This window comes from Actinomycetospora chiangmaiensis DSM 45062 (genome assembly GCF_000379625.1).
GTDB classification, from domain to species: Bacteria; Actinomycetota; Actinomycetes; order Mycobacteriales; family Pseudonocardiaceae; genus Actinomycetospora; species Actinomycetospora chiangmaiensis.
On sequence record NZ_KB903221.1, the window covers coordinates 108360 to 130848 of the forward strand.

Below are 22489 nucleotides of genomic sequence, written 5' to 3' on the forward strand. Positions count from 1 at the left end.
GGGTGCCGCGACGCTAGTCGTCAGCGGACTGACGCCGCAATGAGCCTGCATCCCTTCACGGCCGACGCCGCCGTCGTTAATGTCGGAACGCCGACCCAGCCGGAAGCGACGGAGCGACGTGTCCATGTCGACGATCACCCTCGACCGCTACGCCGACGTCCGCGACGCGTTCCGCCGCCACGAGCTCGCGCAGGCCCTCTACGACGCGGGCGGCGTGGTGATGGCTGACTGCCTGCTCGTCCTGCACGGCGCGGAGCACCGGGTGCGCCGGCGGGTGGAGAACCGGCTGTTCCGACGAGGCACCTTCCGACACTGGGAACGGGAGTTCCTGCGCGACGTCGTCGTCGACACCCTGCGCCCCTTCACGACGACGGGTCGCGCCGACCTCATCGAGCTCGGCTACCGAACGATCATGACCCTGACGGCGATGGTCGCCGGCGTCGACCGGCCCACCGGCTCCGACGCCGAGACCGACGCGCTGTACCGGCTGGCGAAGAAGTTCTCCGAGGGCGCCACGCTCGTCCACACCACGCGCGACCCGGGCGAGGTGCGGGCCGAGGTGGCGGCCGCCCTCGACGAGTTCGACCGGGTCTTCCTGCAGCCCTCGATCGCCCGCCGCACCGACCTGCTCACGCGGCTCGCGGCCGGAGAGATCGAGGAGTCGGCCCTCCCCCGCGACGTCCTCACCGCCCTGCTGCGCCACCGCGACGAGCTCGGTATCTCCGACGACGCGATCCGTCGCGAGTGCGCCTTCTACCTGCAGGCCGGCTCGCACAGCACCGCCGACGCCTTCAGCCACGCGGCCGACGACTGGTTCGCCTGGTCGGCGCGGGAGCCCGACGCCGCCACGCGGTCCACGCGGGATCCCGCCCTGCTGCAGGCCTGCGTGTACGAGACGTTGCGCCTGCACCCCGCGAGCCCCGTCGCCCAGCGCCGGGCCGAGGCGCCGATCGCCCTGCGCAACGGCACCGAGGTCCCCGAGGGCGCCGTGGTCGTCCTCGACATCGCCGCCGCGAACCGGGACGCGACCGTGTTCGACCGCCCCGAGGAGTACGACCCGACCCGGGTCGTCCCCGCCGAGGTCCCGCGGTGGGGTCACGCCTTCGGCGGCGGCATGCACGCGTGCATCGGCACGGAGCTGGCCGGCGGGGTGCCCGTGAGCGCCGCGGAGAACGGCTCCCAGGTCCTGGGCACCGTCACGCTGATGCTCGAGGCCCTGCTCGCCGCCGGGGCGCGGCCTGACCCGGAGCACCCGGCGCGACGGGACCCGCACTCCGCGCGGGACCACTTCGCGTCCTACCCCGTGCTCCTCGGCCCGTGAGCGTCCCGGCCGCGCTCACCCGGTTCCTCACGGCGGTCGAGGCGCGCGACGCGGACGCGGCCGGATCCTGTTTCGCCGACGGGGCGCCCTACGCGAACGTGCCGCACCCACCCGTCGTCGGGCCCGCGGGTGTCCGCGACCTGCTCGCGCCGATCCTGGCCCGCTCGAGTCAGGTGCGCTGGGAGATCGTGACGGCGGCGTACGCCCCCGAACGGTGCTTCCTGGAACGGGTCGACCGCTTCGTCATCGACGGGCGCGAGTACGCGGTCGCGTGCACGGCCGTCGTCGAGCTCGACCCCACGGCCGATCGCATCACCGCGTTCCGCGACTACGTCGACCTCGGCGAGTGGCGCGCCCGCCTCGCCGAGGCCTTCAGCAGCTGATCCACCCGACCACCGAGGAGGAACCGATGCCCGCGATGCTGCGTGGACTCGAAGGCAAGACCGTCCTGATCACCGGGGCCGCGAAGGGCCAGGGGCTCAGCCACGCCCTGGCGTTCGCGGACGCGGGCGCGGACGTCGCCGCCCTCGACATCACCGACCCCATCGACGACATCTATCCGCTGGCGACCGCCGACATGCTCGAGGCGACCGTCGCCGCCGTCGAGGCGAAGGGCCGCCGCTGCCTGCCGCTGCCCTGCGACCTGCGCGACGAGGCCCAGGTCGAGGCCGCCGTCGCGAAGGCGCTCGGCTTCTTCGACCACCGCATCGACATCGTGGTGAACAACGCCGGGGTCGCCGCGCTCGACACGATCCAGGGCATGCGCTCGCACGTGATGGACGCCGTGATCGACACGATCGTCAAGGGGCACATGTACGTCGCGAAGTACGTGGTGCCCAGCATGATCGGGCACCGCAGCGGCAAGATCATCAACATCTCGTCCGGCGTCACCGGCTCCGGCCACGCCCAGCTCTCGCACTACGTCGCCGCGAAGCACGCCATCCAGGGACTGACCTCCGCCTGGGCGTTCGAGCTCGCGGAGTTCGACATCAACGTCAACGCGATCGCCCCGGCGACGATCAAGCCGGGCGAGGGACAGGGCTCGGGCATGGTGCTGGGCCTGGCCGGCGAGGTCGGCATGACGCCCGACGACGCCTACGAGATGTTCTCCGCCGCCGGCAACATGCCCGGTCCGAAGTGGCGCACGGAGGTCTCGGACATCACCGACGCCGTCCTCTTCCTCGCCTCCGACAACGCCGACCAGATCACCGGGCACATCCTGCGCGTGGACGCCGGGCAGGGGGCGAAGTAGGCCTCAGCGGAGCTGGTCGTCGATCCAGGCATCGTGGGAGCGCTGCCTGCCCTGCCCGTCGACGTAGCCGCAGTCGCGGTTGGTGATCTCGTCCGGGTGGGCCGGGTCGCCGAACACGGGCGGGCCGGAGAGGTCGCAGGCGGTGCTCGCGCCCGTCGCCGTGGCGGTGGCCCGCGTCGTGGTCGTGGGCTGCTTCCCGGTGACCGGCCGTGTGCTGCTCGACGTCCCGGTGATCGCGACCGGTGCGACGGCCGGGCCCGCCGCCGTGACCGCGGCGGCAGGCCGGGCGAGCGGGACGACGACCGGCGCGGCCGCGGGGACCACGAGCGCGGAGGTCGCACTGCCGATCAGCCCGGCGAGCGCGGTCGCCCCGAGCGAGAGGCGCGCCCGGTGCGCCGTCGCGCCCTGCACCTGGTGCCGACCCATGTGGCCCCCGACCTCGATCCGATGACCGTGCAGTCGGGGTGCCCTGGCCGTCCGTTATCGATTCGTCATCGACACCACTCGATCGTGTGGGGACGACGCAGCGCACCGCCGCCCGGCCGGTGTAGGGCTCAGGAGATGTCCGGCTCGGCCTCACCGGCGAGCGCCTCCGCGATCGCGCGCGGCTCGAGCCCCTCCGGGCCCACCACGACGACCGACCCCGGCTCGGCGGGCTCCACCCGCGGCGGCTCCTCGCCGCAGATCGCGTGCACGAGCGCCCGTTCCAGCGCCGGGCGCACCAGGTCGGCGAGCTCCTCGCCGCGCGGCTTCGCGAGGCCGTCGACCAGGGCCGGCACGTCCACGAGCGCCGCGGCCGCGCTCGGCCGGGCGAGCGTGCACACGTCGCGTTCCCGACGACGGGTCGCGGTGCTCCGCGACCACGTCAGGACCACCGTGCCGTGCAGGTCGGTCCAGAACTGCCGCTCGGCGACCGGCGCCGGCAGTGGACCGGCCGCCGTCGCCTCGACGGTCCGCGACCGCCGGACGTCCTCGGCGGTCGCCTCGAGGCCGGCGAGCCGGTCCGTGTCGTCGGGGTCGTCGGCGAGGTCGGTGATCGCCCGGAACGCGCCGTCGGTCGTCAGGACGGCCGCGAGGTCGAGCCGCTCGGCCTCCACCCGGTACTGGTGCACCACCAGCCGCGGCCCGTCCGCCGTCGCGCCCGCCCGGGTACTGACGACGGCCAGGTCGAGCCGGTCGGGGGGTGGGTCCTCCCCGTCGGGCACGTCGTAGGCCCGGGCGCAGGCGGGCCAGTGCAGCAGCGTGGACCCGTCGTCGGGAACCACGTCCCTCTCGCGCGTCCGGTCGAGGACGAGGCCGAGCAGGCGGAGCTGGTCGGTCTCCCGGTCGTCGACGTAGCCGCGGACCTCGGCCAGCGCCCCGTCGTGATCGGCCGCGAGCGCGTCGAGTCGCGCTCCCGTCCCGTCGTCCGCGTCGACCCGGCGGCCCAGCTCCTCGAGCTGCGAGGTCAGCCGACGACGCGTCCGCCACCCCTCGTAGGCGAGGCCGCCGAGGAGCAGCAGGACGACCAGGGCGCCCCCGACGAGCCACGGCCAGCCGAGGCCGCGTTGCTCGACCACCGGCGCGGGCGTGACCGTCACCGGCGTGTCCACGGTCGTCGACTGCACGCCCAGCCGCGTCAGCCCCTCGATCGCCACCGGGTTCCCGACGTCGAGCTGCTGCGCCGCCCGGTAGTGCCCGGTCGCGCCGGTCGGGTCGCCCGCGGTCTCCGCCTCGGCGCCGGCCGCGACCTCGCGGTACGCGGCCGCGTAGCGCTCGCTCGCGGCGTTCAGTCCCGAGGTCGCGCAGTCGCCCTCCTGCGCCTGGAGCGCCCGCGCCGACAGCTCGGTCGCGGCCCCGACCCGGCCGGCCTGCAGCTGCGTCGCCGCGGCGTCGCACAAGGGCGTGGGCGCGGCGGAGCACCCGGCGGTCGTCGTCACGACCGCGAGCAGGACCGCGGACGCGGCGAGGAGGGATCGCACCGGGGATGTTCCTACAACATCGACTTCGGCGTCCCGACGGGAGCCCGGGTGTCGTAGGCGGACCGCGCGTCGTCGACGTCGGCCATGTGCGTCTCGGCCCAGTCGCGCAGGACGGCCAGCGGGGCGGCGAGCGACCGTCCGAGCGGCGTGAGGCCGTAGTGCACCGCGGGCGGCACCGTCGGCTCCACCCGGCGGGAGACGAAGCCGTCGCGTTCGAGGACGCGCAGCGTGTCGGCGAGGACCTTCGAGGAGATGCCGGGCGCCCGGCGCCGGAGCTCGGCGAACCGCACCTCGTCCTCGGCCCCCAGGGCGAGGAAGAGCATCGACACCCACTTCGAGCCGATCCGGTCGAGCAGTTGCCGCGTCGGGCAGGACGGGTCGAGGAGGTCTCCCCGGCGGGCGGTCACCTGCAGCTCACCTCGTCACCTCGCAGTGCGTCCTTGTGGCCCCGTCTGCGGTTCCCGACGATGACCAGGTCACCACAGGTTACCGCCGAGGAGGACCATGGAGCACCACGACGTCGACGGTCGCCACGTCGTGACCGCGGGCGCCGGACCCGCCGTGGTCCTGCTGCACGGCTGGCCGCACACGTGGTTCCTGTGGCGGTACGTCATGACGCGGCTCGCCCCGCGTCACCGCGTGATGGCGCCCGACCTGCGGGGTCTCGGCGCCAGTCGTCGGGAGGCCGACGGCTACGACCTGCACACGGGGGCCGACGACGTCGTCGCGACGCTCGACGCGCTCGGCGTGGCGGACGCGCTCGTCGTCGGGATCGATCTCGGGGCGTCGATCGCCGCGATGACCGCGCTGCGTCACCCGGACCGGGTGCGGGGCCTCGCGGTGACCGAGGGGCTGCTCGGGCGGCTGCCCGGGGCCGAGGACTTCCGCCCCCCGTGGTGGTTCGGATTCCACGGGGTGCCCGGGCTCGCGGAGACCGTGCTGGCCGGGCACGAGGCGGAGTACCTGGACTTCTTCTACCGGTCGGGCACGGCGGACGGGCGGGGGATCGCTCCCGAGGCGCGGGACGCGTTCGTCGCGGCCTACGCCGACCCGGGGTCGATGCGCTGCGGGTTCGCCTACTACCGCGCGCTCGGGGTGCACGCCGACCAGCTCGCGGCGGCCGGACGGCTGCGGGTGCCGGCGCTGGCGATCGCGGGCGGGGTGGTCGGCGAGGCGGTCGGACGCCAGCTCGACGGCATCGCCGACGACGTCTCGCACGTGGCCGTCGCGGGCTGCGGTCACCTGGTGCCCGAGGAACGACCGGACGCGCTCGCCGGTCACCTGGCGTCGTTCGCTGCCGCCGTCGGGGCGTGAGGGGAGGATCCGAGCGCTCTTGTCGCCCCAGGGTTCCCCTCGCGCGGGGAAGGCGGGTCGGGCCTCAGCGCACCGCGACGACGAGCTTGCCCAGCGCCGAGCGCCCGCCGAGAGCCGCGACCGCCTCCCCGGCGCGGTCCAGGGGGTAGGTGCCGCCGATCGGCGGGGTGAGCGCCCCGGACTCGAGCAGCGGGACGATCCGGTCCCACTCGCGGCGCTGCGCCCCGGGGCGCGGCAGGGCGTAGGCGCCCCAGCCCACGCCGCGGACGTCGATGTTGTTCAGCAGGAGCCGGTTCACCTTCACCGTCGGGATGTCGCCCGCGGTGAAGCCGACGACCAGCAGGCGGCCGAGCGGGGCGAGGCAGCGCAGCGAGTCGGTGAACCGGTCACCGCCGACCGGGTCGACGACGAGGTCGACGCCCGCGCCGCCGGTCGCCTCGAGGACCGCGTCCTTGAACCCCTCGCTCCCCACCACCGTGTCGACCCCGAGCGACCGGACGAACGTCGCCTTCTCGTCGGTGGAGGTCACGGCGATGACGTGGGCGCCGAGTGCCAGCGCGAGCTGCACGCTCGCCGTCCCGATGCCTCCGGCCGCGCCGTGCACCAGGACGGTCTCCCCCGCCTGCAGCCCGCCGCGGATGCCCAGCCCGAACGACATCGTCAGGTAGTTCATCGGCAGGCACGCCCCGGCGGCGGACGTGACGCCGTCGGGCAGCGGGAAGACGGCGTCGGCGCGGACCGCAACGGTCTCGGCGAACGCGCCGACGGTGCTCGCCGCCGCGACCCGCTGCCCCACCGCGAGCCCCGAGTCCGGCGGGGCCCATCGCACCGTCCCCGCCGGTTCGCCGCCGAGGGTGAAGGGCAGCTCCGGCTTGTACTGGTAGCGGTCCTGGGTGAGCAGGAGGTCCGGGAAGTTGACGCCGGCCGCCTCGACGTCGACGAGCACCTCCCCGTCGCCGGGCTGCGGCTCGGGCACGTCCTCGACCGTCACGGCCGACGGCCCGTCGTGGCTGGTCACGCGTACGGCGCGCACGGGCTACCTCCGGGGTCGGGGTTGGGGATACCGCGGGTTCGCGACGGCGAGGCGGGTCAACGTCGAGCTGCGGACGGCGGCGGACACGGCCTCGTCGTCGGGATCGAGCGAGCCGTCGCGGAGACCCGCCACCAGAGCGACGTCGTCGGGACAGCCGGCGTCGGCGAGGCGGTCGAGGTGCTGTCGGCGCAGCTCCGGGCCGAGGGACACCTCGCGCGCCACGACGCCCAGCCCGGTCCGGGCGACGCGCGCCAGGTAGCGGGACCGGTCGTCGGCGAACGTCAGTTCCCCGACGAGTGCGCCGGAGACCGCGTCGAGCAGTTCGTCCACCGTCGGACGGTCGGAGCCGGTCGTCGTGGCCGCGACCTCGGGCAGCGGGTCCTCCGGGGCGACCAGGCCGAGGACGAGGAGCGCGTCGTACTCGGCCTCCACCGCGCGGCGCCCGAGGACGGCCATCTCCATCGACCGCTCCGACCCGCCCAGGTGCCGCTCCGCCTGCATCCGGCAGATCACCGCCCAGTGCACGCACGCGTAGAGCTCCCACCAGCGCACGGCCGCGGGGTCGGGACGCTCCGCCAGCTCGGCGTAGCCGTCGAGGAGCTCGTCGAGCGAGCCGAACCCGCCGACCTCCGCCTCGGCGCCGAACCGCCACGCCCGCAGGCACAGCCACCCGAGGTCCTCGCGCGGGTCGCCGACGTGGGCGAGCTCCCAGTCGAGCACGGCCCGGAGCCCGTCCTCTCCGACGAGGAGGTTGCCGTGGCGGAAGTCGCCGTGCACCACGGCGGGCGCCGTTCCCGACGGCGGGTGCGCGGACAACGCCCGGAACGCCACCTCGAGCGCGGGGCGGGGTTCGCCGTACGCGTCGTGCTCGGCACGGAGCCGCCCCAGCGGGTCGTCGACGTGCTCCAGGGACGGCACCTCGTCCGGCGGGATGGTGTGGAGGCGCGCGAGGGTGCGGCCGAGTTCGCGGGCCAGTCCGGCGCGGGCGGCGGCGAAGCGCTCCTCGCGCAGCAGGCGGGGCGGCAGCGTCTCGCCGTCGAGCCGCTCCATGATCAGGTACGGGCTGCCGACGGCGTCGGAGCCGTCGCCGGTCGCCACGAGCCGCGGGATCGGGACGCCCGCCCGGGCCGCGGCGCGGAAGCACTCGGCCTCGCGGCGCACCTCGACGGGGCGCGGCACCTCGGGCGGGTCGCGACGCAGCACCAGTTCCCGCCCGTCGGCGTCGAACGACCACGTCTCGCGGCTCGCGCCCGCGGTCAGCCGCCGGAGCCCGGTGATCGCCGCGCCGCCCAGCACCTCGGCGAGGGCCTCGCGGAGCGCGTCGGTCACCGCACGCACCCCACCGCGTCGAGGGCGATGGCGCGGTGCCGCGCCACGATCTCCGCGGCCGAGTGCCCACCGCCGGGGCGGTACCAGGCGGCGACGCCGGTGCAGGCGGTGAGGACGAAGCGCGCCGCGTCGTCGGGGTGGGCGGTGGTGAAGCGCCCGTCGCGGACCCCCTCGCGCACCGTGCGGTCGAAGAGGCGTCGCTGGGTGTCCCGTTTCGCGACGACGAGCGCGCGGCCGGCCGGCTCGAGGGCGCGGACCTCGCTGTTGCCGATGAGGCTCTCGCGCTGCGACTCCATGTGCACGCCCACGTGGGCGGCGACGACCGCGCCCAGCCGGTCGGCCGGGTCGGGCCCCGCGGCGTCCAGGGCCTCCTCGGTGGCGCGGATCAGGACGTCGAGCCCGCGGTCGCACAACGTCACCAGCAGGCCCTGCTTCGACGCGTAGTGGTGGTAGAGCAGCGCCGGGCTCGTCCCCGCGGCCACGGCGATGTCGCGCACCGAACTGCCGTGGTAACCGTTCACCGCCATCACCTCGACGGCGGCGGCGAGCAGGGTCGCGGCCGTCGGGTCGTCGTCGGGACGGGTGAGCACCGTCGGCGGGACGGCCCGCCGTCGGGCCGCGGTCTCGACACGTGCCATGTCGGCGACCCTAGCCGTCGAACGATCGTTCAACCAATCGTTGACCTCGTGAGCAGCGCGGTTCTAACGTCGTTGAACGCTCGTTCAAGGTCGACCGGGAAGGGTGGGAGGTGTCCGCCGTGGCAGGGCCATACTCCGGACTGCGGGTCTTCGACCTCAGTCACGTCATCGCCGGACCCTTCTGCACCCGGCTGCTGGCCGACCTCGGCGCCGAGGTGATCCGCGTCGAACAGCCGAGCGGCGACCTCATGCGGGCTCTGCCGGTCCCCGTCGGCGACCCCGCGGACCACGTCTCCAGCGCCTACGCGCAGTACAACTGCGGCAAGCGCTCGATCGGCCTCGACCTCAAGGACCCGCGCGGTCGCGAGCTCGCCCTCGCGCTGGCCGACCGGGCCGACGTCGTCGTGGAGAACTTCGCCCCGGGCGCGCTCGACCGGCTCGGGCTGGGCTGGGAGGTCCTGCACACCCGCGACCCCCGGACGATCCTGTGCTCGCTGTCGACCTTCGGCACCGAGGGGCCGTACGCGCACCTGTCCGGCTTCGGGCTGGTCGCGGAGGCGTACTCCGGCCTGATGTCGCTCACCGGCTCCGAGGGCGGCCCGCCGATGCACTTCGGCACGGCCCTGGCCGACGTGAACTCCGCGGTCCACGGGCTCGCCGCGATCGGTGCGGCGCTGTACCGGCGGGAGCACACCGGGGAGGGCACGCACGTCGACGTGTCGGCCTTCGACTCGCTGTTCGCGATGATCGACCAGCAGCCGGCCGCGGGCGCCTTCACCGACGGCGAGGCGGTGCACGGCCGCTACGGGAACCGCCACACCACGAGCGTGCCGTCCGGGGTGGCCACGTGCGCCGACGGCACCCACGTCGCCTACGGGATGGCGGGCGACGTCTTCTTCGCCCGGCTGGTCACTGCCATGGACGCACCCGACCTCGCGGAGCGCTACGGCACGGTCGCCGCGCGGGTGTCCGACCCCGGCCCGCTCTACGACCGCATCGAGGCGTGGGCCGCCACCTGGCCGACCGCCGACGCGCTGGTCGGGCACCTCGTCGCCCACGGCCTGTCCGCCGCACGGGTCCGCGGGGTGCGCGAGAATCTCGCCGACCCTCACCTGATCGCCCGCGGCACGCTCAGCCCCGTCGACGTCCCGGGGCACGGCGAGGTGCTCCTGCCCACCGCGCCCTTCCGGTTCTCCGGGGCCGAGGTGCGCCCCGGGGCCCCGCCGGGCGCGATCGCCGCCGACACCACGGCCGTCCTGCGCGAGGTCCTCGACCTCGACGACGACGCCGTGACCGCCCTGTTCGACGAAGGCGTCGTCCACGGCCCGATCCCCGGAGGGACCCGATGACCGTCACCCTGGAGCGGTCCGACGACGGGCAGGTGGCCACCCTGCGCTTCGTCGGCGACCACCCCAACGTCCTCGACCTGGCCACGCTCGAGGACCTGCTCGCGCGGGTGCGGGAGGTCGACGCCGACCGCGCGGTGCGGGTCCTCGTGATCACCGGGACCCCGACGGTGTTCTCCGGCGGCGCCGACCTCACCTCCCTCGGCGCCCTCGACGACGACACCTACCGCCACTACCTCGCCACCGAGTACCGGCTGTTCGCCGAGGTCGAGGCGCTGCCGCTGGTCACGGTCGCGGCGATCGCCGGGCCCTGCGTCGGGAACGCCACCGAGCTCGCCCTGGCCTGTGACTTCCGGCTCTGCACCGCCGACGCCCGCATCGGCCTGCCCGAGATGCGCGTCGGGTTCGTCGCGCCCGCCCAGCGGCTCACCGCCTTCGTCGGGATCGGTCGGGCCAAGGAGCTGCTCTACGGCGGGAGACTGCTCACCGCCGCCAACGCCCACGAACTCGGCCTCGTCACCACCGTCACCGACGACCTCGCGGGCGAGACGGTCCGCGCCGCGCAGCGCTACGCCGCCTACCCGCCGTTCGCCCTCGCCTTCACCAAGCAGGGCGTGCACCGCTGCTACGGCGCCGACGCGCGCCGCTTCGACGCCGCGGAGCAGGAGGCGGCGTTCCTGACCTTCCGCGGGCCCGACTTCGCCGAGGGCGCAGCGGCCGCGCTCGAGGGCCGGCGGCCGCACTTCACCTCGCAGCGGCCTGCGTCATGATCATCGACCTGCTGGCCGGCGCCGTGCCCGACGCCGAGGCCTTCGCGCTCTCCGAGGCCGTCACGCTGGGCCGGCTGCGCGGGTACGCCGAGCACTTCGGGGGCGACCTGGAGCCCGCCCGCACCCACGACGAGGTGACCGCACGCTGGGGCGCGGCCCGGGTGTCCGCCCGCGACCGGGCCCCGGCCGAGACCGAGTTCCTCGCCATGCTCGACGAGGGCGGCATCGACCTCGCCGGGGTCTACACCGAGTCGTTCGGGTCCCGGCTCGGGGTCCCGACCGCGGGCAACGACGTCGTCGCGGACTTCGTCGCCCGGCATCCCGCCCGGGTGGTCGGCTTCGCCGGGATCGACCCCTGGGAGGCCGATGCCGGGCGCCACGTCGACGAGGCCGTCGCGCGGGGTCTGTCCGGCGTCGTGCTCTCCCCGTTCAAGCAGCAGCTGCTGCCCGAGGACCCGCGGATGGCCCGCGTGTTCGGGCGGTGCGAGGCGCTCGGCGTGCCGGTGCTGCTACATACCGGGATCAACTGGTCGCTCGACGCGGCCTACGACGTCGGGCACCCCCGCCACGTCGACGCCGTCGCCCGCGCGTTCCCCGACCTGAAGCTCGTCGCGCTGCACGCGGGATGGCCGTGGGTCGAGGACATGCTGATGGTCGCCTGGCGGCACCGGCACGTGTACGTCGACCTGTCCGCGCATCGGCCACGCACCTTCACCCGGCCCGACTCGGGATGGGCGCCGCTGCTGCGCCTCGGCAACCGCCAGCTCGCCGACCGCGTGCTGTTCGCCTCCACCTGGACGCTCCTCGGCGTCCCGCCGGGTCGGCTCGTCGAGGAGGTCCGGGCGCTCCCCCTCGACGACGCCACGATCGACCGCTGGCTCGGCGGGAACGCCGCGCGACTGCTCGGGAGGGCCTGATGCTGGTCCACGACATCGTCCGCCACCACGCCCGGGCCCGCGGCGGCGCCGTCGCCCTCGTGGTCGACGACCGGGAGATCACCTACCGGGCACTGCAGGACCTCGTCGACCGCACGGCCGGCGCGCTCGCCGCCCGCGGCGTCGGGCACGGCGACCGCGTCGCGGTGCTCGCGAAGAACAGCCTGGAGTACGTCCAGCTCTACTTCGCGACGGCGGGTCTGGGCGCGATCCTCGTCCCGCTGAACTTCTGGCACCGCGCGGGCGAGCACGCCTACACGATCGACGACGCCGATCCCGCGCTGTGGTTCGTCGAGGCCGGCTACGACGACGTCGTGGGCGAGGCCCGGGCCGCGCACCCGGATCTGCCGGTGCTCCGGATCCCCGGCCCGGAGGGCGACCGTGCCGACTGGGACGCCTTCCTCGCGGCCGCCGTCGCGGTGCCCCCGTCGGTGGTCGCCGACGAGGACGCCCACATGATCCTCTACACGTCCGGGACGACGGGACGCCCGAAGGGCGCGGTCCTGTCGCACCGGCGCACCGTGGACGACGCCCTCGCGATGGCCGCCGTGCTGCGCGCGCACGACCGCGACGTGTTCATGAACTACTTCCCGCCGTTCCACGTCGGGAACTGGGACCACATGAAGCCGTTCCTGCTCATGGGCGGCACGGTGATCCTGCTCCGCGAGTTCGACCCCGACGTCGTGCTGACCCTGCTCCCCCGCCACCGGGTGTCGGTCGTCCTGGGCGTCCCGACGATGCTCCACGCCCTGATCACCCACGAGCGCTTCCCGACGACGGACACGTCGTCGATCCGGCTGCTGTACTACGGCGCCTACGACCCGAGCGGCATCATGGACCGCACCGCCGCGGCCCTCGGTGCCCGCGAGGGCCGCGTCGCGTTCGCGCACACCTACGGGCTCACCGAGGCGGGCCCGTTCGTCACCTGGTGCCCGCCCGAGGACGTCTTCGCGCGGTGGGGGTCGGTCGGCCGCCCGATGCCCGGCGTCGACGTCGCCCTGCTCGCGCCCGACGGCGGGGAGGTGCCGGCGGGCGAGCCCGGCGAGATCTGCGTCCGCGGCCCGCGGATGTCGGGCTACTGGCGCAACCCCGAGGCGAGCGCGGTGGCCCTCGCCGACGGCTGGCTGCACACCGGCGACGTCGCCGTCGCCGACCCCGACGGCTTCCTGACGATCGTCGACCGCACCAAGGACATGATCCGCTCCGGCGGGCAGAACGTGTGGTCCAAGGAGGTCGAGGACTGCCTGGCCCACCACCCCGCCGTCGTCGACGTGGCCGTGATCGGCGCGCCGGACCCGGTCTACGAGGAGCAGGTCGTGGCCGTCGTGGTCCCGCACGACGGCGGGTCGGACGCGCTCGCCGACGAGCTCGCGGCCTTCGTGCGGGCCCGTCTCGCGGGCTACAACACCCCACGCCGGGTGCACTTCGTCGACGCGTTCCCGCGGACCGCCGTCGGGAAGATCCAGAAGCACGTCCTGCGGGAGATGTTCCGGTGAGCCCCGACCCCGACGTCGCCCTCCTGCTGCAGGAGCTGGACGCCTTCGTCGACGCCGAGATCGTCCCGCTGCAGGCGCAGGACGACAACGAGCGGTTCTTCGACCACCGCCGCGAGTTCGCCCGCACCGACGTCGAGGCGGGCGGGCTCCCGCGACGGGAGTGGGAGGAGCTGCTCGCCGAGGCCTGCCGTCGGGCGGACGCGGCCGGGTTCTACCGCTACTCGCTGCCCACCGAACTCGGCGGCCGCGCCGGCACGGAGTCGGCGATGGCCGCGATCCGGGAGCACCTCGCCCACCGCGGGCTGGGGCTGCACAACGACCTCCAGAACGAGCACTCCGTCGTCGGGAACCTCGTCTTCGCGCACCTGCTGTATCTCTACGGGACGCCGGAGCAGCGTGAGGAGCTGGTCGAGGACGTCATCACCGGGCGGCGGGGCCTGGCCTTCGGGCTGACCGAGCCCGGGCACGGCAGCGACGCGACATGGATGGAGACGACGGCGCGCCGCGAGGGCGACGCCTGGGTGATCGACGGGGCGAAGCGGTGGAGCACGGGCGTGCACCGCGCGAGCCACGAGATGGTCTTCGCGCGGACGTCGGGTGAACCCGGGAGCGCCCGCGGGTTGTCCGCGTTCCTGGTGCCCACCGACACCCCGGGGTTCGAGGTCCCCTTCTACTGGTGGACGCTCAACATGCCCACCGACCACGGGGAAGTCGTGCTGCGCGACGTGCGCGTCCCGGCGTCCGCCCTGTTCGGGGGCGAGGGCGAGGCGCTGTCGGTGGCACAGACGTTCGTGCACGCCAACCGCATCCGACAGGCAGCCTCGAGCCTCGGCGCGGCGCAGTACTGCATCGACCGTGCGGTCGCCTTCGCCCGGGAGCGGCACACGTTCGGCCGCCCCCTCGCGAGTCGGCAGGCGATCCAGTGGCCACTCGTCGAGCTGCACACCGAGGCCACCATGCTGCGCGCACTCATCCGCGACACCGCCGCCGAACTCGACGGGTGCCGGCGTGAGGGCCGCCCCGAGGTGTCGGTGGGCCACCACGTCTCGATGTGCAACTACCGCGCCAACCGGCTCGTGTGCGAGGCGGCGGACCGGACGATGCAGGTGTTCGGCGGCGTCGGCTACTCGCGCCACGAACCGTTCGAGCACATCTACCGGCATCATCGCCGGTACCGCATCACCGAGGGCGCGGAGGAGGTGCAGATCCGTCGTGTCGCCGGGCAGCTCTTCGGCTTCCTCTGAGCCCGTCGTCCTGAGCAGCTCCGAGAACGGGGTGCGCACGCTGACGCTGCACAACCCGCGGCGGAAGAACGCCCTCGGGGCCGACGGGTGGGCGGCGTTGGCCACCGAGCTCGCCGCCGCGCGCGACGACGGGACGCGGGTGCTGGTCCTCCGCGGCACGGGTGGGGACCTCTGTGCCGGGGCCGACCTGTCCGACGTCGGGCCGGGGCACCCGCTGGCCCGGATGCGCCGGATCAACGACGTGGCGCTGACGCTCCACGACCTCCCCGTGCCGTCGATCGCGGTGGTCGACGGCGTGGCGGTGGGCGCCGGGTGGAACCTCGCGCTCGGGTGCGACCTCGTCGTCGCCACCCCGCGGTCACGCTTCTCGCAGATCTTCGCGGCCCGCGGGCTCTCGCTCGACCTCGGCGGGTCCTGGCTGCTCCCCCGCCTCGTCGGGATGGCGCAGGCCAAGCGGCTGGCGCTGCTCGCCGAGATGATCGACGGCGAGGAGGCGCACCGGCTCGGGCTCGTCTCCTACCTCGTGGAGCCCGCCGAGGTCGACGCGACCGTCGCCTCGCTCGTGGCGCGACTCGTCGCGGGGCCGCCGGTCGCCCTCGCCCAGACGAAGGAACTGCTGCACGGCGCGGTCGGGCTGACGCTCGCGGAGGCCCTGCGCCACGAGGCCCGGGCGCAGGCCGTGAACCTCGCCGGCGACGACGCGGCGGAGGCCTTCGAGGCCTTCCGCGAGAAGCGCCCGACGTCGTTCACCGGCGGGTGGAGCCCCGACACCCGCGGCGGGTGACGGTCGGGCAACCGGGTGGTGGTCCGTTTCGACCGGTCCGCGCGCGACGACCCGGGCGGTATGGCGACCGTCGCGCACTACCTCGAGATCCAGGCCCCCGCCGACCGCTGCTACCAGTGGTGGCGCCCGCTGACCCACCTCCCCCAGATCATGCCGGACGTGAAGAGCGTCGAACCCAAGGACGGTTCCGCCACCGAGACGCACTGGGTGGTCTCCGGCCCGCTCGGCAAGGACGTCGAGTGGGACGCGCGGATCATCGACGAGGAGGTCGACCGCAAGATCGCCTGGACCTCCATCGAGGGCAGCAACAACACCGTGGAGACCGGCGGCGCGGTCCGCTTCGACGACCACGGCGCGTCGACCGGCGTCGAGGTCAGCCTCCACGTCGACACGCCCGCCGGGGCGCTGGGCGACGTCGTCGCGAAGCTCTTCGCCGACCCGCAGAAGAAGGTCGAGGAGGCCCTCGACGCGTTCAAGAAGCTGATGGAGGCGCAGCCGCCGTCGGCGGCCGTCTGACGGTCCGCAGGCGGGACCGTGTCCGTCGGACACGGTCCCGCGCGGAACGCCTCAGCCCGGCGTCGTCCCCACGATCCAGGTGACGCCGAAGCGGTCAGCTCCGGTCCGCCTCCCGGAGCGTTCCCGCATCGAGCGCGAGCACGCCCCCGTCGGTCCTTACGAGCAGGACCAGCCCGCCGGCGACGACGGGTGGGGCGGCCACCGGCACCCCGAGTTCGACCCGGCGGAGGATCGCGCCGGTCGCCGCGTCGAGGACGTGCAGGCCCCCGTCGAGGCCGGGGACGAGGAGACGCTCCCCGAACAGGGCGGGCCCGGCGAACAGCGGGTGCGGCGTCCGCTGGTAGGACGAGAGAGCGAACGGGGCGTCCCCCTCGACGCGGGTCCGCCAGAGTTCGTCGCCCGTAGCCCGGTCGAGCAGGAGGACCTCGTGCCCGGCGTCGATCACCGCGATCCCGCGGTCGGTGGCCACCGGACTCGCGGGGTTCCACGGCAACCTCAGGGGGCGACGCCACCCCGGGGCGCCCGTGGCCGCGTCGGTGGTGCCGAGGAACCCGAGCCCGGCGAAGTAGAGGACGCCGCCGTCGTGGAGCGGCGTCCCGATCGCGCTACCCCCTGAGGCGGCCGCCGGCCAGACGGTCCTCCCCGTCGCCGGATCGAGCCCGATCAGCGTCGGCGGCCACGGCCAGGTGCCGACGACAAGGACGTCCCCGGCGAGGACGGGCGCGGCCACGGCCGCGATGGACTGGTAGTCGCTGAGGTCACGCCGCTCCCAGCACAGGGCGCCGGTGGTGGCGTCGTGGGCCCGCAGGTGGCAGACGTCTCCGACGACGACGGTCCCGCGGACGACCACGGGGTCGGCGAAGGCGAACAGGCGCAGCGGGTCGGGGCTGGGCACCCGCCAGCGCTCCGTGCCGTCGGCCAGGTCGAGCCCCACGGTGTCGCCCGAGACCGCCACCGCGATCACGGTGTCGCCGTGGAACGCGGGCGTGCCCTTCACCGCCGAGCCGGTCGCTGCACGCCACCGGAGGGCGCCGGTCGCCAGGTCGAGCGCCTCGACCCCGCCGGCGGCCCGGTCCTCGTCCTGGGCCGCGACGAGCACGGTGTCGCCGTGCACCCGGGCCGCCGCGCGGTGCCCGGCGCCGGCCAGCTGGTGACGCCACCGCAGCAGGCCGCCCGGACCCGTCGTCGGGACGACCGTGCGAACCTCGGGGACGGAGAAGGTGGCGGAGGCGGGACCGTCGAGCGACCGGGTGCGCAGGCCGATTCGGTCCCCGTCCCAGGTGACCACGCGCAGGCTCGGCGGGGAGAAGTCGAGGGCGCCGAACAACGGCGTCGGGGTGTTGACGTGCAGCGTGGCGCCGACCTCGACGACGCGGGAGGCGTGCCGGTGGCCCGAGAACGTGGCCACGGGCTGCCACGGCAGACCGTCGAGGATCGAGGTCCAGGGCTGGTCGTGGGCGAGCAGGATCCACGGCGTCCCGCTGGGGATCGACCCGAGGTCGGCGCGGATCCACGCGTCCTGGGCCTCGTGGTCGATCCCGAGCTCGTGGGTGTGCCAGTCCAGGGCGACCACGTGCAGGCCGGGCAGGTCGAAGGAGTACCAGCGCGGGCCGAGGTGGCGCTCGTACCCGGCCGGGTCGGCGGTGTGCAGGATGTGGCCGTAGCGGCTGGTCACCACCTCGTAGGTGCCGTTCATGTGGTCGTGGTTGCCGGGCAGCAGGTGCAGCGGGACGGGGCTCGCGGCCCGCGCCGCGTGCAGGGCGGCGTACTCCTCGTCGAGCCCGAGGTCGGTGAGGTCGCCGGTCACCACCACCGAGGCGACGTCGGGGACGATCTCCGGCACCCGCGCGAGGAAGCGGCCGAAGACCTCCCCCGTCCCGACCTCCACCGGAGCCGGATCAGGCTGCCGAGACGCGGGCCGGCTCCGACGTGGGTGTCGCTGACGTGGACGAAGCGGTGCGGGAAGACGTCCGGTACGGGGTCCAGGACGAAGTCGTGGGTCGCGCCCGGGTCGGCGGAGGCGGGGACGAACCACGGCTCGCAGGCGGAGTCCGCGGGACGCACGACGTGGACGAACGGCCCCGTCGGCGTCAGCGACCACGAACCGTCGTGGGCGGTGACGGTCACCGTGAGGCCGTCGGAGACGGCGACGCCGGGGCGGGGTTCCCCGGCCCGGGTACGGACGTGTCCTCGCATGTGACCGCACCGTAGGCAGGGGCCGCGTACGGGTCCCGGCCCCGAGATGAACAGTGGACGGTGATCGGCGACCCCGGTCAGGGACGCTGCCGTCACGATCCCTTCCCGACGACGGGTCCGGACGGCGGAGCGGGGTACCCCGCGGTCGTGACCGACACCGAGCAGCGCCGTCCGACCCGCACCCGGCTGGTGATCGGCGCCGGGATCGTCCTGGTCGTCCTGGTGGTCCTCGCGGTCGTGACCGTGACGACCTCCCGGAGCACGCCGGCGGCGACCCCGACGTCGACGTCGTCGGATCCGGTGGCGCAGGCCCGGCTCGACGTGCCCCGCCGTCAGGCCGGGGACCCCCTGGCGCTGGGCCGGGTGGACGCGCCGGTGGTGCTGGCCGAGTGGGGCGACTTCCAGTGCCCGTTCTGCCGCCTGTACGCGACGTCGACCGAACCCGCGCTGATGCGGCAGTACGTCGACTCCGGGCAGGTCCGCCTCGAGTGGCACGACTTCGCCTACCTCGGCCCGGAGTCCGTGCTCGAGGCCCGCGCCGCCCGGGCGGCGGGACGCCAGGGGCAGTTCTGGCCGTTCCACGCGGCCCTCTACGCCGACCAGGCGCCGGAGAACCGCGGCGAGGTCACCGAAGCGACGCTCACCGCGCTCGCCGGGCGGCTCGGGCTCGACGTCGGGCGATTCCGGCAGGACTTTGCCGACCCGCAGATCGCCGCCGACGTCGCGGCCGACCAGGAACTCGGGTCACGGCTCGGGGTCGGCGGCGTGCCCAGCTTCGTCATCGGCGACCAGCTGATCTTCGGTGCGCAGCCGTTGCCGACCTTCCAGCAGGCCCTCGACGCCGCGCTCGCCCGCGCCCGCTGACCCGTGCCCGACCTCGGTTACGCCGCCGCCCTGCTCGGCGGGGTCCTCGCCCTGCTCAGCCCGTGCAGCGCGCTGCTGCTCCCCTCGTTCTTCGCCTACGCGTTCAGCGGCCGCACCGAACTCGTGGCGCGCACCGGGGTGTTCCTACTCGGACTCGCGGCGGTGCTGGTACCCCTCGGAGCCGGGTCGGGGGCGCTCGCGGGCGTGCTCACGCAGTACCGCTCCGTCGTGGTGACGGTGGCCGGGGCGGTGATCATCGCGCTCGGCGTCGTGCAGCTCCTCGGTGGCGGCTGGGCGTTCGGCGCGGCCGCGCGGTTCCAGTCGCGGATGGCCCGCCGCGGCACGTGGCTCGCCACGCTCGGGCTCGGTGCCGCGTACGGACTCGCCGGCTTCTGCTCGGGGCCGATCCTCGGGGCGGTCCTCACCGTCGCGGCGGCGAGCGGTCAGGCGGTCCGCGGCGCGGCGCTGCTCGCGGTGTACGCCGTCGGGATGGCCCTGCCGCTGTTCGTGCTCGCCCTGCTCTGGCAGCGGTTCGACCTGGGCCGGCGCCGTTGGCTGCGCGGTCGGGAGTTCTCGGTGGGCCGGCTGCGCCTGCACACGACGTCGGTGGTCTCCGGCCTGCTCTTCATCGTGATCGGCGTGTTGTTCATCGTCTACGACGGCACGGCCGGACTCCTCGGCGCCGACCCGGCGAGGTCGGCCGCCGCGGAGAACGGCGCGGTGACCCTGGGCGACGCGGTGCCCGACCTGGTGGTGCTCGGGGTGATCGCGGCGGTGACGGTCGGCGTGGTGCTCTGGCGGGTGCTCCGGGTTCCCGACGGCGGGTCGAGCGCCCGGGAGGAGAAGGTGCTTCGCTCGTGAGCAGAGGGGCTATAGGCCCACTTTCTGCTCACCCGAGCGAAGCTCACCTGGGTAGTCCGGCAACTCCACCTTGTCCGCCGGCGGGCTGAAGACACGGTCGGCGAGCCCGGTCCAGCGCTGCAGCGTGGCCACCGTGCGGAGCACGGAGCGCTGGGCGAACAGGGCGGCGCGCGAGCCCGGGTTGAGGGCCCGGATCATCGTCGGGTTCACGTTCTGCGCCTCCGTGACGAACGGGCGCATGACCTCCTCGTAGCGCTCGAGCGCGACCCGGTGGTCGGCGGTCCGCTCCAGCTCCCCGGCCAGGACGTGGGCCCCGGTCAGCGCGAGCGTGGTGCCGGTGCCGAACGGTCCGGTGGCCCAGGCGGCGTCGCCGAGCAGCGCCCGTCGTCCCGAACTCCAGCGGTCGAGCTTCACCTGGGCGACGGCGTCGACGTACATCGGCGCGTCGTCGAGCGCGGCGAGGACGCGCGGCGCCTCCCAGCCGACGTCGGCGAAGGTCCTCCGCAGGATCATGACCTGGTCGTCGCGGTCGAGCTGCTCGAGGCCCCGCACGTCGGTGAGGAAGGTCAGCATCGCGCGGGTGCTGCCCACGTTGTCCGGGCGCAGGCTGACGCCGCGGGTGCGCGTGGTGTGCATCCAGCGCCACCAGCGGTCGTCGTCGGGGGTCCGCGGGATCGTGATGTTGGCGACGACGAGGCCCAGCTCGGAGAGCTCGGCGTCGGGCACGACGAGGGATCGCGTCCGGGATCGGGTGCCCTCGGCGACGACGACGAGGTCGGCCTCGATCCGCTCCCCGCTCGCCAGCGTGGCGGTGACGTGGTCGTCGGCGTCCTCGAGGTCGGCGATCTGCTCCCCGAACCGGTAGTCGGTGTCGTCGACGGTGCGCTCGAAGAGGATGCGGGCCAGCTCGCCGCGCAGGATCTCGAGCTCCGCGGTGGGCCCGTGGAGGTCGTCCTCGCCCGCCGGGAACTCCCCGACCGTCCCGCCGCGGTCGTCGACGAACCGCGTACCCACCTCCGTCGTGCTCGTCGCGAGCGCCTCGGCCTCCAGGCCCATCCGGCGCAGGACCACCCGCCCCGCCCCGCGGACGTCGATGTTCTGCCCCTCGTCACGCAGCCGCGGATGGCGCTCGACGATCGTGGTGCGCCAGCCCCGCGCGGTGAGTTCGTGCGCGAGGGCGGGACCGCCGATGCTCGCGCCGGAGATGAGTGCGTGGCGTGTCATGCCGTCCGGATACCCTGTCGCTAGATTCTCTAACTACCAGGGACGTGAGAGAGTTCGCGAGGTGGACCCGGAGGCCGAGATCGCACACTTCGACGCGACCACCTTCGCGGTGCGCGACCTGATCGGCGCCTCGCAGGACCTCGTCGTCCGCATGGCGAAGGAGATGCGGATGAACGTCACCGACATGACGGCGATCCACCTGCTCGGCGAGCACGGCCCCATGGGCGCGGCCGAGCTCGCCGAACGGCTCGGCATCCGGTCGGCGTCCGCCACCGTGCTGGTCGACCGGCTCGAGGCCGCCGGGCACGTCGAGCGGACCCCGCACCCCACCGACCGCCGCCGCGTCACGCTCGCCGCCACGACCGACGCCCAGGCCCACGCCCTGCGCGTCTGGCTCCCCGGCCTGCGGCTGATCGACGAGGTCGGGCGGTCGCTCTCCCCGGACGAGGCCGTCGTCGTCCGGGCCTTCCTCGAGCGGCTCACCGCGGCGATGGACCGGGCGGGCCGCCCCGCCTGATCACGACGACGGGTGCAGCTCCTCGGGAGGGACGGAGCGGGGCTCGACCATCGACTGCGTGCCGATGACCCGCAGGAGGTCGAGCTTCTCGCGGGCGTCGGTGCCCTCGGTCGGGAAGTACACGAGCAGCACGCGGTCGGCCTCCGGGGTCAGGAGGACCTCGCAGGTCAGGTGCACCAGCCCCACCTCGGGGTGCGCGAACCGCTTCCGCCCGACCCGCCGCACCCCCACCTCGTGGCGCCCCCACAGCTCCCGGAACTCCGCGCTGCGGGCGAGCAGGTCGTCGACCAGCTCCGCCACGTCCGCGTCCCCGGCCCGGCGGGCGGCGGTGGCCCGCAGGTCGCGGACGTGCGCCGCGGACAGGGCGGCCCGGTCCTCCTCGGGGGTGATCGCCCGCAGCGTGGAGTCGGTGAACCAGGCCCGCACCGGGTTCACCGGGCTCGTCCCGAACAACGTGACGGCCAGGGGGTTCTGCCACAGCACGTCGTGCAGGTCGGTGTGGATACGGGCCGGCACGTCGGTGAGGTGGTCGACGAGCGCGAGCAGTCCCGGCGACACGTGCCGGCCGGCCCGCCGGACCGGCGGCGTGAGACCCGCGAGGTGGAAGAGGTGGTCGCGCTCGTCGAGGTCGCACCGCAGCGCCCGCGCCAGGCTCGCGACGACGGGTTCGCTCGGGTGCGGCCCGCGCGCCTGCTCGAGGCGGGCGTAGTAGTCCACCGACAGCCCCGCGAGCTGCGCGACCTCCTCGCGACGCAGCCCGGGCGTCCGACGCCGGACCCCCGGCGCGAGCCCGACGTCCGCGGGCCGCACCAGCTCCCGTCGTCGCCGGAGGAAGTCCCCGAGGCCGTCGCGGTCGATCACGCCCCGATCATCGCCCGGTCGCACCGG

The 22489-nt window shown here is 74.5% G+C and carries 23 protein-coding genes; 14 read left to right on the forward strand and 9 right to left on the reverse strand.

Annotated features, from left to right (window positions below):
- The first annotated feature begins 124 nt into the window (after positions 1 to 124).
- The 3 genes from A3CO_RS0109800 to A3CO_RS0109810 are packed head-to-tail and all read left to right on the forward strand — an operon-like array spanning position 125 to position 2573.
- Positions 125 to 1321, forward strand: a complete 1197-nt coding sequence (locus tag A3CO_RS0109800; protein ID WP_018332071.1) for a cytochrome P450 — start codon at positions 125 to 127, stop codon at positions 1319 to 1321.
- A complete protein-coding gene (locus tag A3CO_RS0109805; protein ID WP_018332072.1) occupies positions 1318 to 1704 on the forward strand; it encodes a nuclear transport factor 2 family protein in 387 nt (128 codons plus the stop codon). Before A3CO_RS0109800 ends, A3CO_RS0109805 begins: the two co-directional genes overlap by 4 nt.
- Before the next feature lie 26 nt (positions 1705 to 1730).
- The gene (locus A3CO_RS0109810; RefSeq protein ID WP_026204450.1) at positions 1731 to 2573 is read left to right on the forward strand and encodes an SDR family NAD(P)-dependent oxidoreductase; all 843 of its coding nucleotides are present in this window, start codon (positions 1731 to 1733) and stop codon (positions 2571 to 2573) included.
- Between the two features lie 3 nt (positions 2574 to 2576).
- Here the strand turns inward: A3CO_RS0109810 and A3CO_RS0109815 are convergent, their stop codons facing one another.
- From A3CO_RS0109815 to A3CO_RS0109825, 3 genes are all read right to left on the reverse strand, one after another.
- A complete protein-coding gene (locus tag A3CO_RS0109815) occupies positions 2577 to 2999 on the reverse strand; it encodes a hypothetical protein (RefSeq protein ID WP_026204451.1) in 423 nt (140 codons plus the stop codon).
- A gap of 128 nt (positions 3000 to 3127) precedes the next feature.
- Positions 3128 to 4534: a hypothetical protein gene (locus A3CO_RS0109820; RefSeq protein ID WP_018332074.1), complete on the reverse strand. Its 1407-nt coding sequence runs from the start codon at positions 4532 to 4534 to the stop codon at positions 3128 to 3130.
- Positions 4535 to 4545: 11 nt separating this feature from the next.
- Positions 4546 to 4941: a winged helix-turn-helix transcriptional regulator gene (locus A3CO_RS0109825; protein WP_018332075.1), complete on the reverse strand. Its 396-nt coding sequence runs from the start codon at positions 4939 to 4941 to the stop codon at positions 4546 to 4548.
- A gap of 97 nt (positions 4942 to 5038) precedes the next feature.
- On the opposite strand from A3CO_RS0109825, the gene A3CO_RS0109830 reads away from it, so the two are divergent.
- Positions 5039 to 5848 (forward strand): alpha/beta fold hydrolase, encoded by an 810-nt coding sequence (locus A3CO_RS0109830; protein ID WP_018332076.1) that lies wholly within the window; start codon positions 5039 to 5041, stop codon positions 5846 to 5848.
- Positions 5849 to 5912: 64 nt separating this feature from the next.
- Here the strand turns inward: A3CO_RS0109830 and A3CO_RS0109835 are convergent, their stop codons facing one another.
- From A3CO_RS0109835 to A3CO_RS0109845, 3 genes are read right to left on the reverse strand one after another with little or no spacing between them, the layout of a single operon-like run.
- Positions 5913 to 6881, reverse strand: coding sequence for an NADPH:quinone oxidoreductase family protein (locus tag A3CO_RS0109835; protein WP_026204452.1), 969 nt, complete (start codon positions 6879 to 6881; stop codon positions 5913 to 5915).
- 3 nt (positions 6882 to 6884) lie between these two features.
- The gene (locus A3CO_RS0109840; protein WP_051085908.1) at positions 6885 to 8210 is read right to left on the reverse strand and encodes a phosphotransferase family protein; all 1326 of its coding nucleotides are present in this window, start codon (positions 8208 to 8210) and stop codon (positions 6885 to 6887) included.
- Positions 8207 to 8848 (reverse strand): TetR-type transcription factor C-terminal domain-containing protein, encoded by a 642-nt coding sequence (locus tag A3CO_RS0109845; RefSeq protein WP_018332079.1) that lies wholly within the window; start codon positions 8846 to 8848, stop codon positions 8207 to 8209. The genes A3CO_RS0109840 and A3CO_RS0109845 overlap by 4 nt, the downstream gene beginning before the upstream one ends.
- Positions 8849 to 8967: 119 nt before the next feature.
- Between A3CO_RS0109845 and A3CO_RS31220 the strand changes: the two genes are divergently transcribed.
- From A3CO_RS31220 to A3CO_RS0109880, 7 genes are read left to right on the forward strand one after another with little or no spacing between them, the layout of a single operon-like run.
- Positions 8968 to 10197: a CaiB/BaiF CoA transferase family protein gene (locus A3CO_RS31220; protein ID WP_157647336.1), complete on the forward strand. Its 1230-nt coding sequence runs from the start codon at positions 8968 to 8970 to the stop codon at positions 10195 to 10197.
- Positions 10194 to 10964 (forward strand): enoyl-CoA hydratase/isomerase family protein, encoded by a 771-nt coding sequence (locus A3CO_RS31225; RefSeq protein WP_018332081.1) that lies wholly within the window; start codon positions 10194 to 10196, stop codon positions 10962 to 10964. The genes A3CO_RS31220 and A3CO_RS31225 overlap by 4 nt, the downstream gene beginning before the upstream one ends.
- A complete protein-coding gene (locus tag A3CO_RS35585) occupies positions 10961 to 11881 on the forward strand; it encodes an amidohydrolase family protein (protein WP_018332082.1) in 921 nt (306 codons plus the stop codon). Before A3CO_RS31225 ends, A3CO_RS35585 begins: the two co-directional genes overlap by 4 nt.
- The gene (locus A3CO_RS0109865; RefSeq protein ID WP_018332083.1) at positions 11881 to 13395 is read left to right on the forward strand and encodes an AMP-binding protein; all 1515 of its coding nucleotides are present in this window, start codon (positions 11881 to 11883) and stop codon (positions 13393 to 13395) included. The genes A3CO_RS35585 and A3CO_RS0109865 overlap by 1 nt, the downstream gene beginning before the upstream one ends.
- Positions 13392 to 14639, forward strand: coding sequence for an acyl-CoA dehydrogenase family protein (locus A3CO_RS0109870; protein ID WP_018332084.1), 1248 nt, complete (start codon positions 13392 to 13394; stop codon positions 14637 to 14639). The genes A3CO_RS0109865 and A3CO_RS0109870 overlap by 4 nt, the downstream gene beginning before the upstream one ends.
- 31 nt (positions 14640 to 14670) lie before the next feature.
- Complete coding sequence (locus A3CO_RS0109875; RefSeq protein WP_018332085.1) at positions 14671 to 15423, forward strand: enoyl-CoA hydratase/isomerase family protein; 753 nt, start codon at positions 14671 to 14673, stop codon at positions 15421 to 15423.
- 60 nt (positions 15424 to 15483) lie between these two features.
- Positions 15484 to 15939: an SRPBCC family protein gene (locus A3CO_RS0109880; protein ID WP_033414214.1), complete on the forward strand. Its 456-nt coding sequence runs from the start codon at positions 15484 to 15486 to the stop codon at positions 15937 to 15939.
- Between the two features lie 94 nt (positions 15940 to 16033).
- Here the strand turns inward: A3CO_RS0109880 and A3CO_RS0109885 are convergent, their stop codons facing one another.
- Positions 16034 to 17827, reverse strand: coding sequence for an outer membrane protein assembly factor BamB family protein (locus tag A3CO_RS0109885; protein ID WP_018332087.1), 1794 nt, complete (start codon positions 17825 to 17827; stop codon positions 16034 to 16036).
- Between the two features lie 455 nt (positions 17828 to 18282).
- On the opposite strand from A3CO_RS0109885, the gene A3CO_RS0109895 reads away from it, so the two are divergent.
- Complete coding sequence (locus A3CO_RS0109895; protein WP_026204456.1) at positions 18283 to 18999, forward strand: DsbA family protein; 717 nt, start codon at positions 18283 to 18285, stop codon at positions 18997 to 18999.
- A 3-nt stretch (positions 19000 to 19002) separates the two neighbouring features.
- A complete protein-coding gene (locus A3CO_RS0109900; RefSeq protein ID WP_018332090.1) occupies positions 19003 to 19860 on the forward strand; it encodes a cytochrome c biogenesis CcdA family protein in 858 nt (285 codons plus the stop codon).
- Positions 19861 to 19869: 9 nt separating this feature from the next.
- Here A3CO_RS0109900 and A3CO_RS0109905 read toward each other — a convergent pair whose 3' ends face one another.
- A complete protein-coding gene (locus tag A3CO_RS0109905; protein WP_018332091.1) occupies positions 19870 to 21084 on the reverse strand; it encodes an FAD-dependent monooxygenase in 1215 nt (404 codons plus the stop codon).
- Between the two features lie 61 nt (positions 21085 to 21145).
- Here A3CO_RS0109905 and A3CO_RS38990 point away from each other — a divergent pair, with 61 nt between their 5' ends.
- Positions 21146 to 21601, forward strand: a complete 456-nt coding sequence (locus A3CO_RS38990) for a MarR family winged helix-turn-helix transcriptional regulator (RefSeq protein ID WP_018332092.1) — start codon at positions 21146 to 21148, stop codon at positions 21599 to 21601.
- Here A3CO_RS38990 and A3CO_RS0109915 read toward each other — a convergent pair whose 3' ends face one another.
- On the reverse strand, positions 21602 to 22462 hold the full coding sequence (locus tag A3CO_RS0109915; protein ID WP_018332093.1) for a helix-turn-helix transcriptional regulator: 861 nt from the start codon (positions 22460 to 22462) through the stop codon (positions 21602 to 21604). It lies immediately after the preceding gene.
- Positions 22463 to 22489 lie beyond the last annotated feature (27 nt).

Bases quoted from the DNA above. Each gene is read 5' to 3' on its own strand.
- A3CO_RS0109810 (WP_026204450.1), top strand. From the start codon at position 1,731: ATGCCCGCGATGCTGCGTGGACTCGAAGGCAAGACCGTCCTGATCACC.
- A3CO_RS0109905 (WP_018332091.1), bottom strand. From the start codon at position 21,084: ATGACACGCCACGCACTCATCTCCGGCGCGAGCATCGGCGGTCCCGCC.
- A3CO_RS0109880 (WP_033414214.1), top strand. From the start codon at position 15,484: ATGGCGACCGTCGCGCACTACCTCGAGATCCAGGCCCCCGCCGACCGC.
- A3CO_RS0109830 (WP_018332076.1), top strand. From the start codon at position 5,039: ATGGAGCACCACGACGTCGACGGTCGCCACGTCGTGACCGCGGGCGCC.
- A3CO_RS0109815 (WP_026204451.1), bottom strand. From the start codon at position 2,999: ATGGGTCGGCACCAGGTGCAGGGCGCGACGGCGCACCGGGCGCGCCTC.
- A3CO_RS0109845 (WP_018332079.1), bottom strand. From the start codon at position 8,848: ATGGCACGTGTCGAGACCGCGGCCCGACGGCGGGCCGTCCCGCCGACG.
- A3CO_RS31225 (WP_018332081.1), top strand. From the start codon at position 10,194: ATGACCGTCACCCTGGAGCGGTCCGACGACGGGCAGGTGGCCACCCTG.
- A3CO_RS35585 (WP_018332082.1), top strand. From the start codon at position 10,961: ATGATCATCGACCTGCTGGCCGGCGCCGTGCCCGACGCCGAGGCCTTC.
- A3CO_RS0109800 (WP_018332071.1), top strand. From the start codon at position 125: ATGTCGACGATCACCCTCGACCGCTACGCCGACGTCCGCGACGCGTTC.
- A3CO_RS0109865 (WP_018332083.1), top strand. From the start codon at position 11,881: ATGCTGGTCCACGACATCGTCCGCCACCACGCCCGGGCCCGCGGCGGC.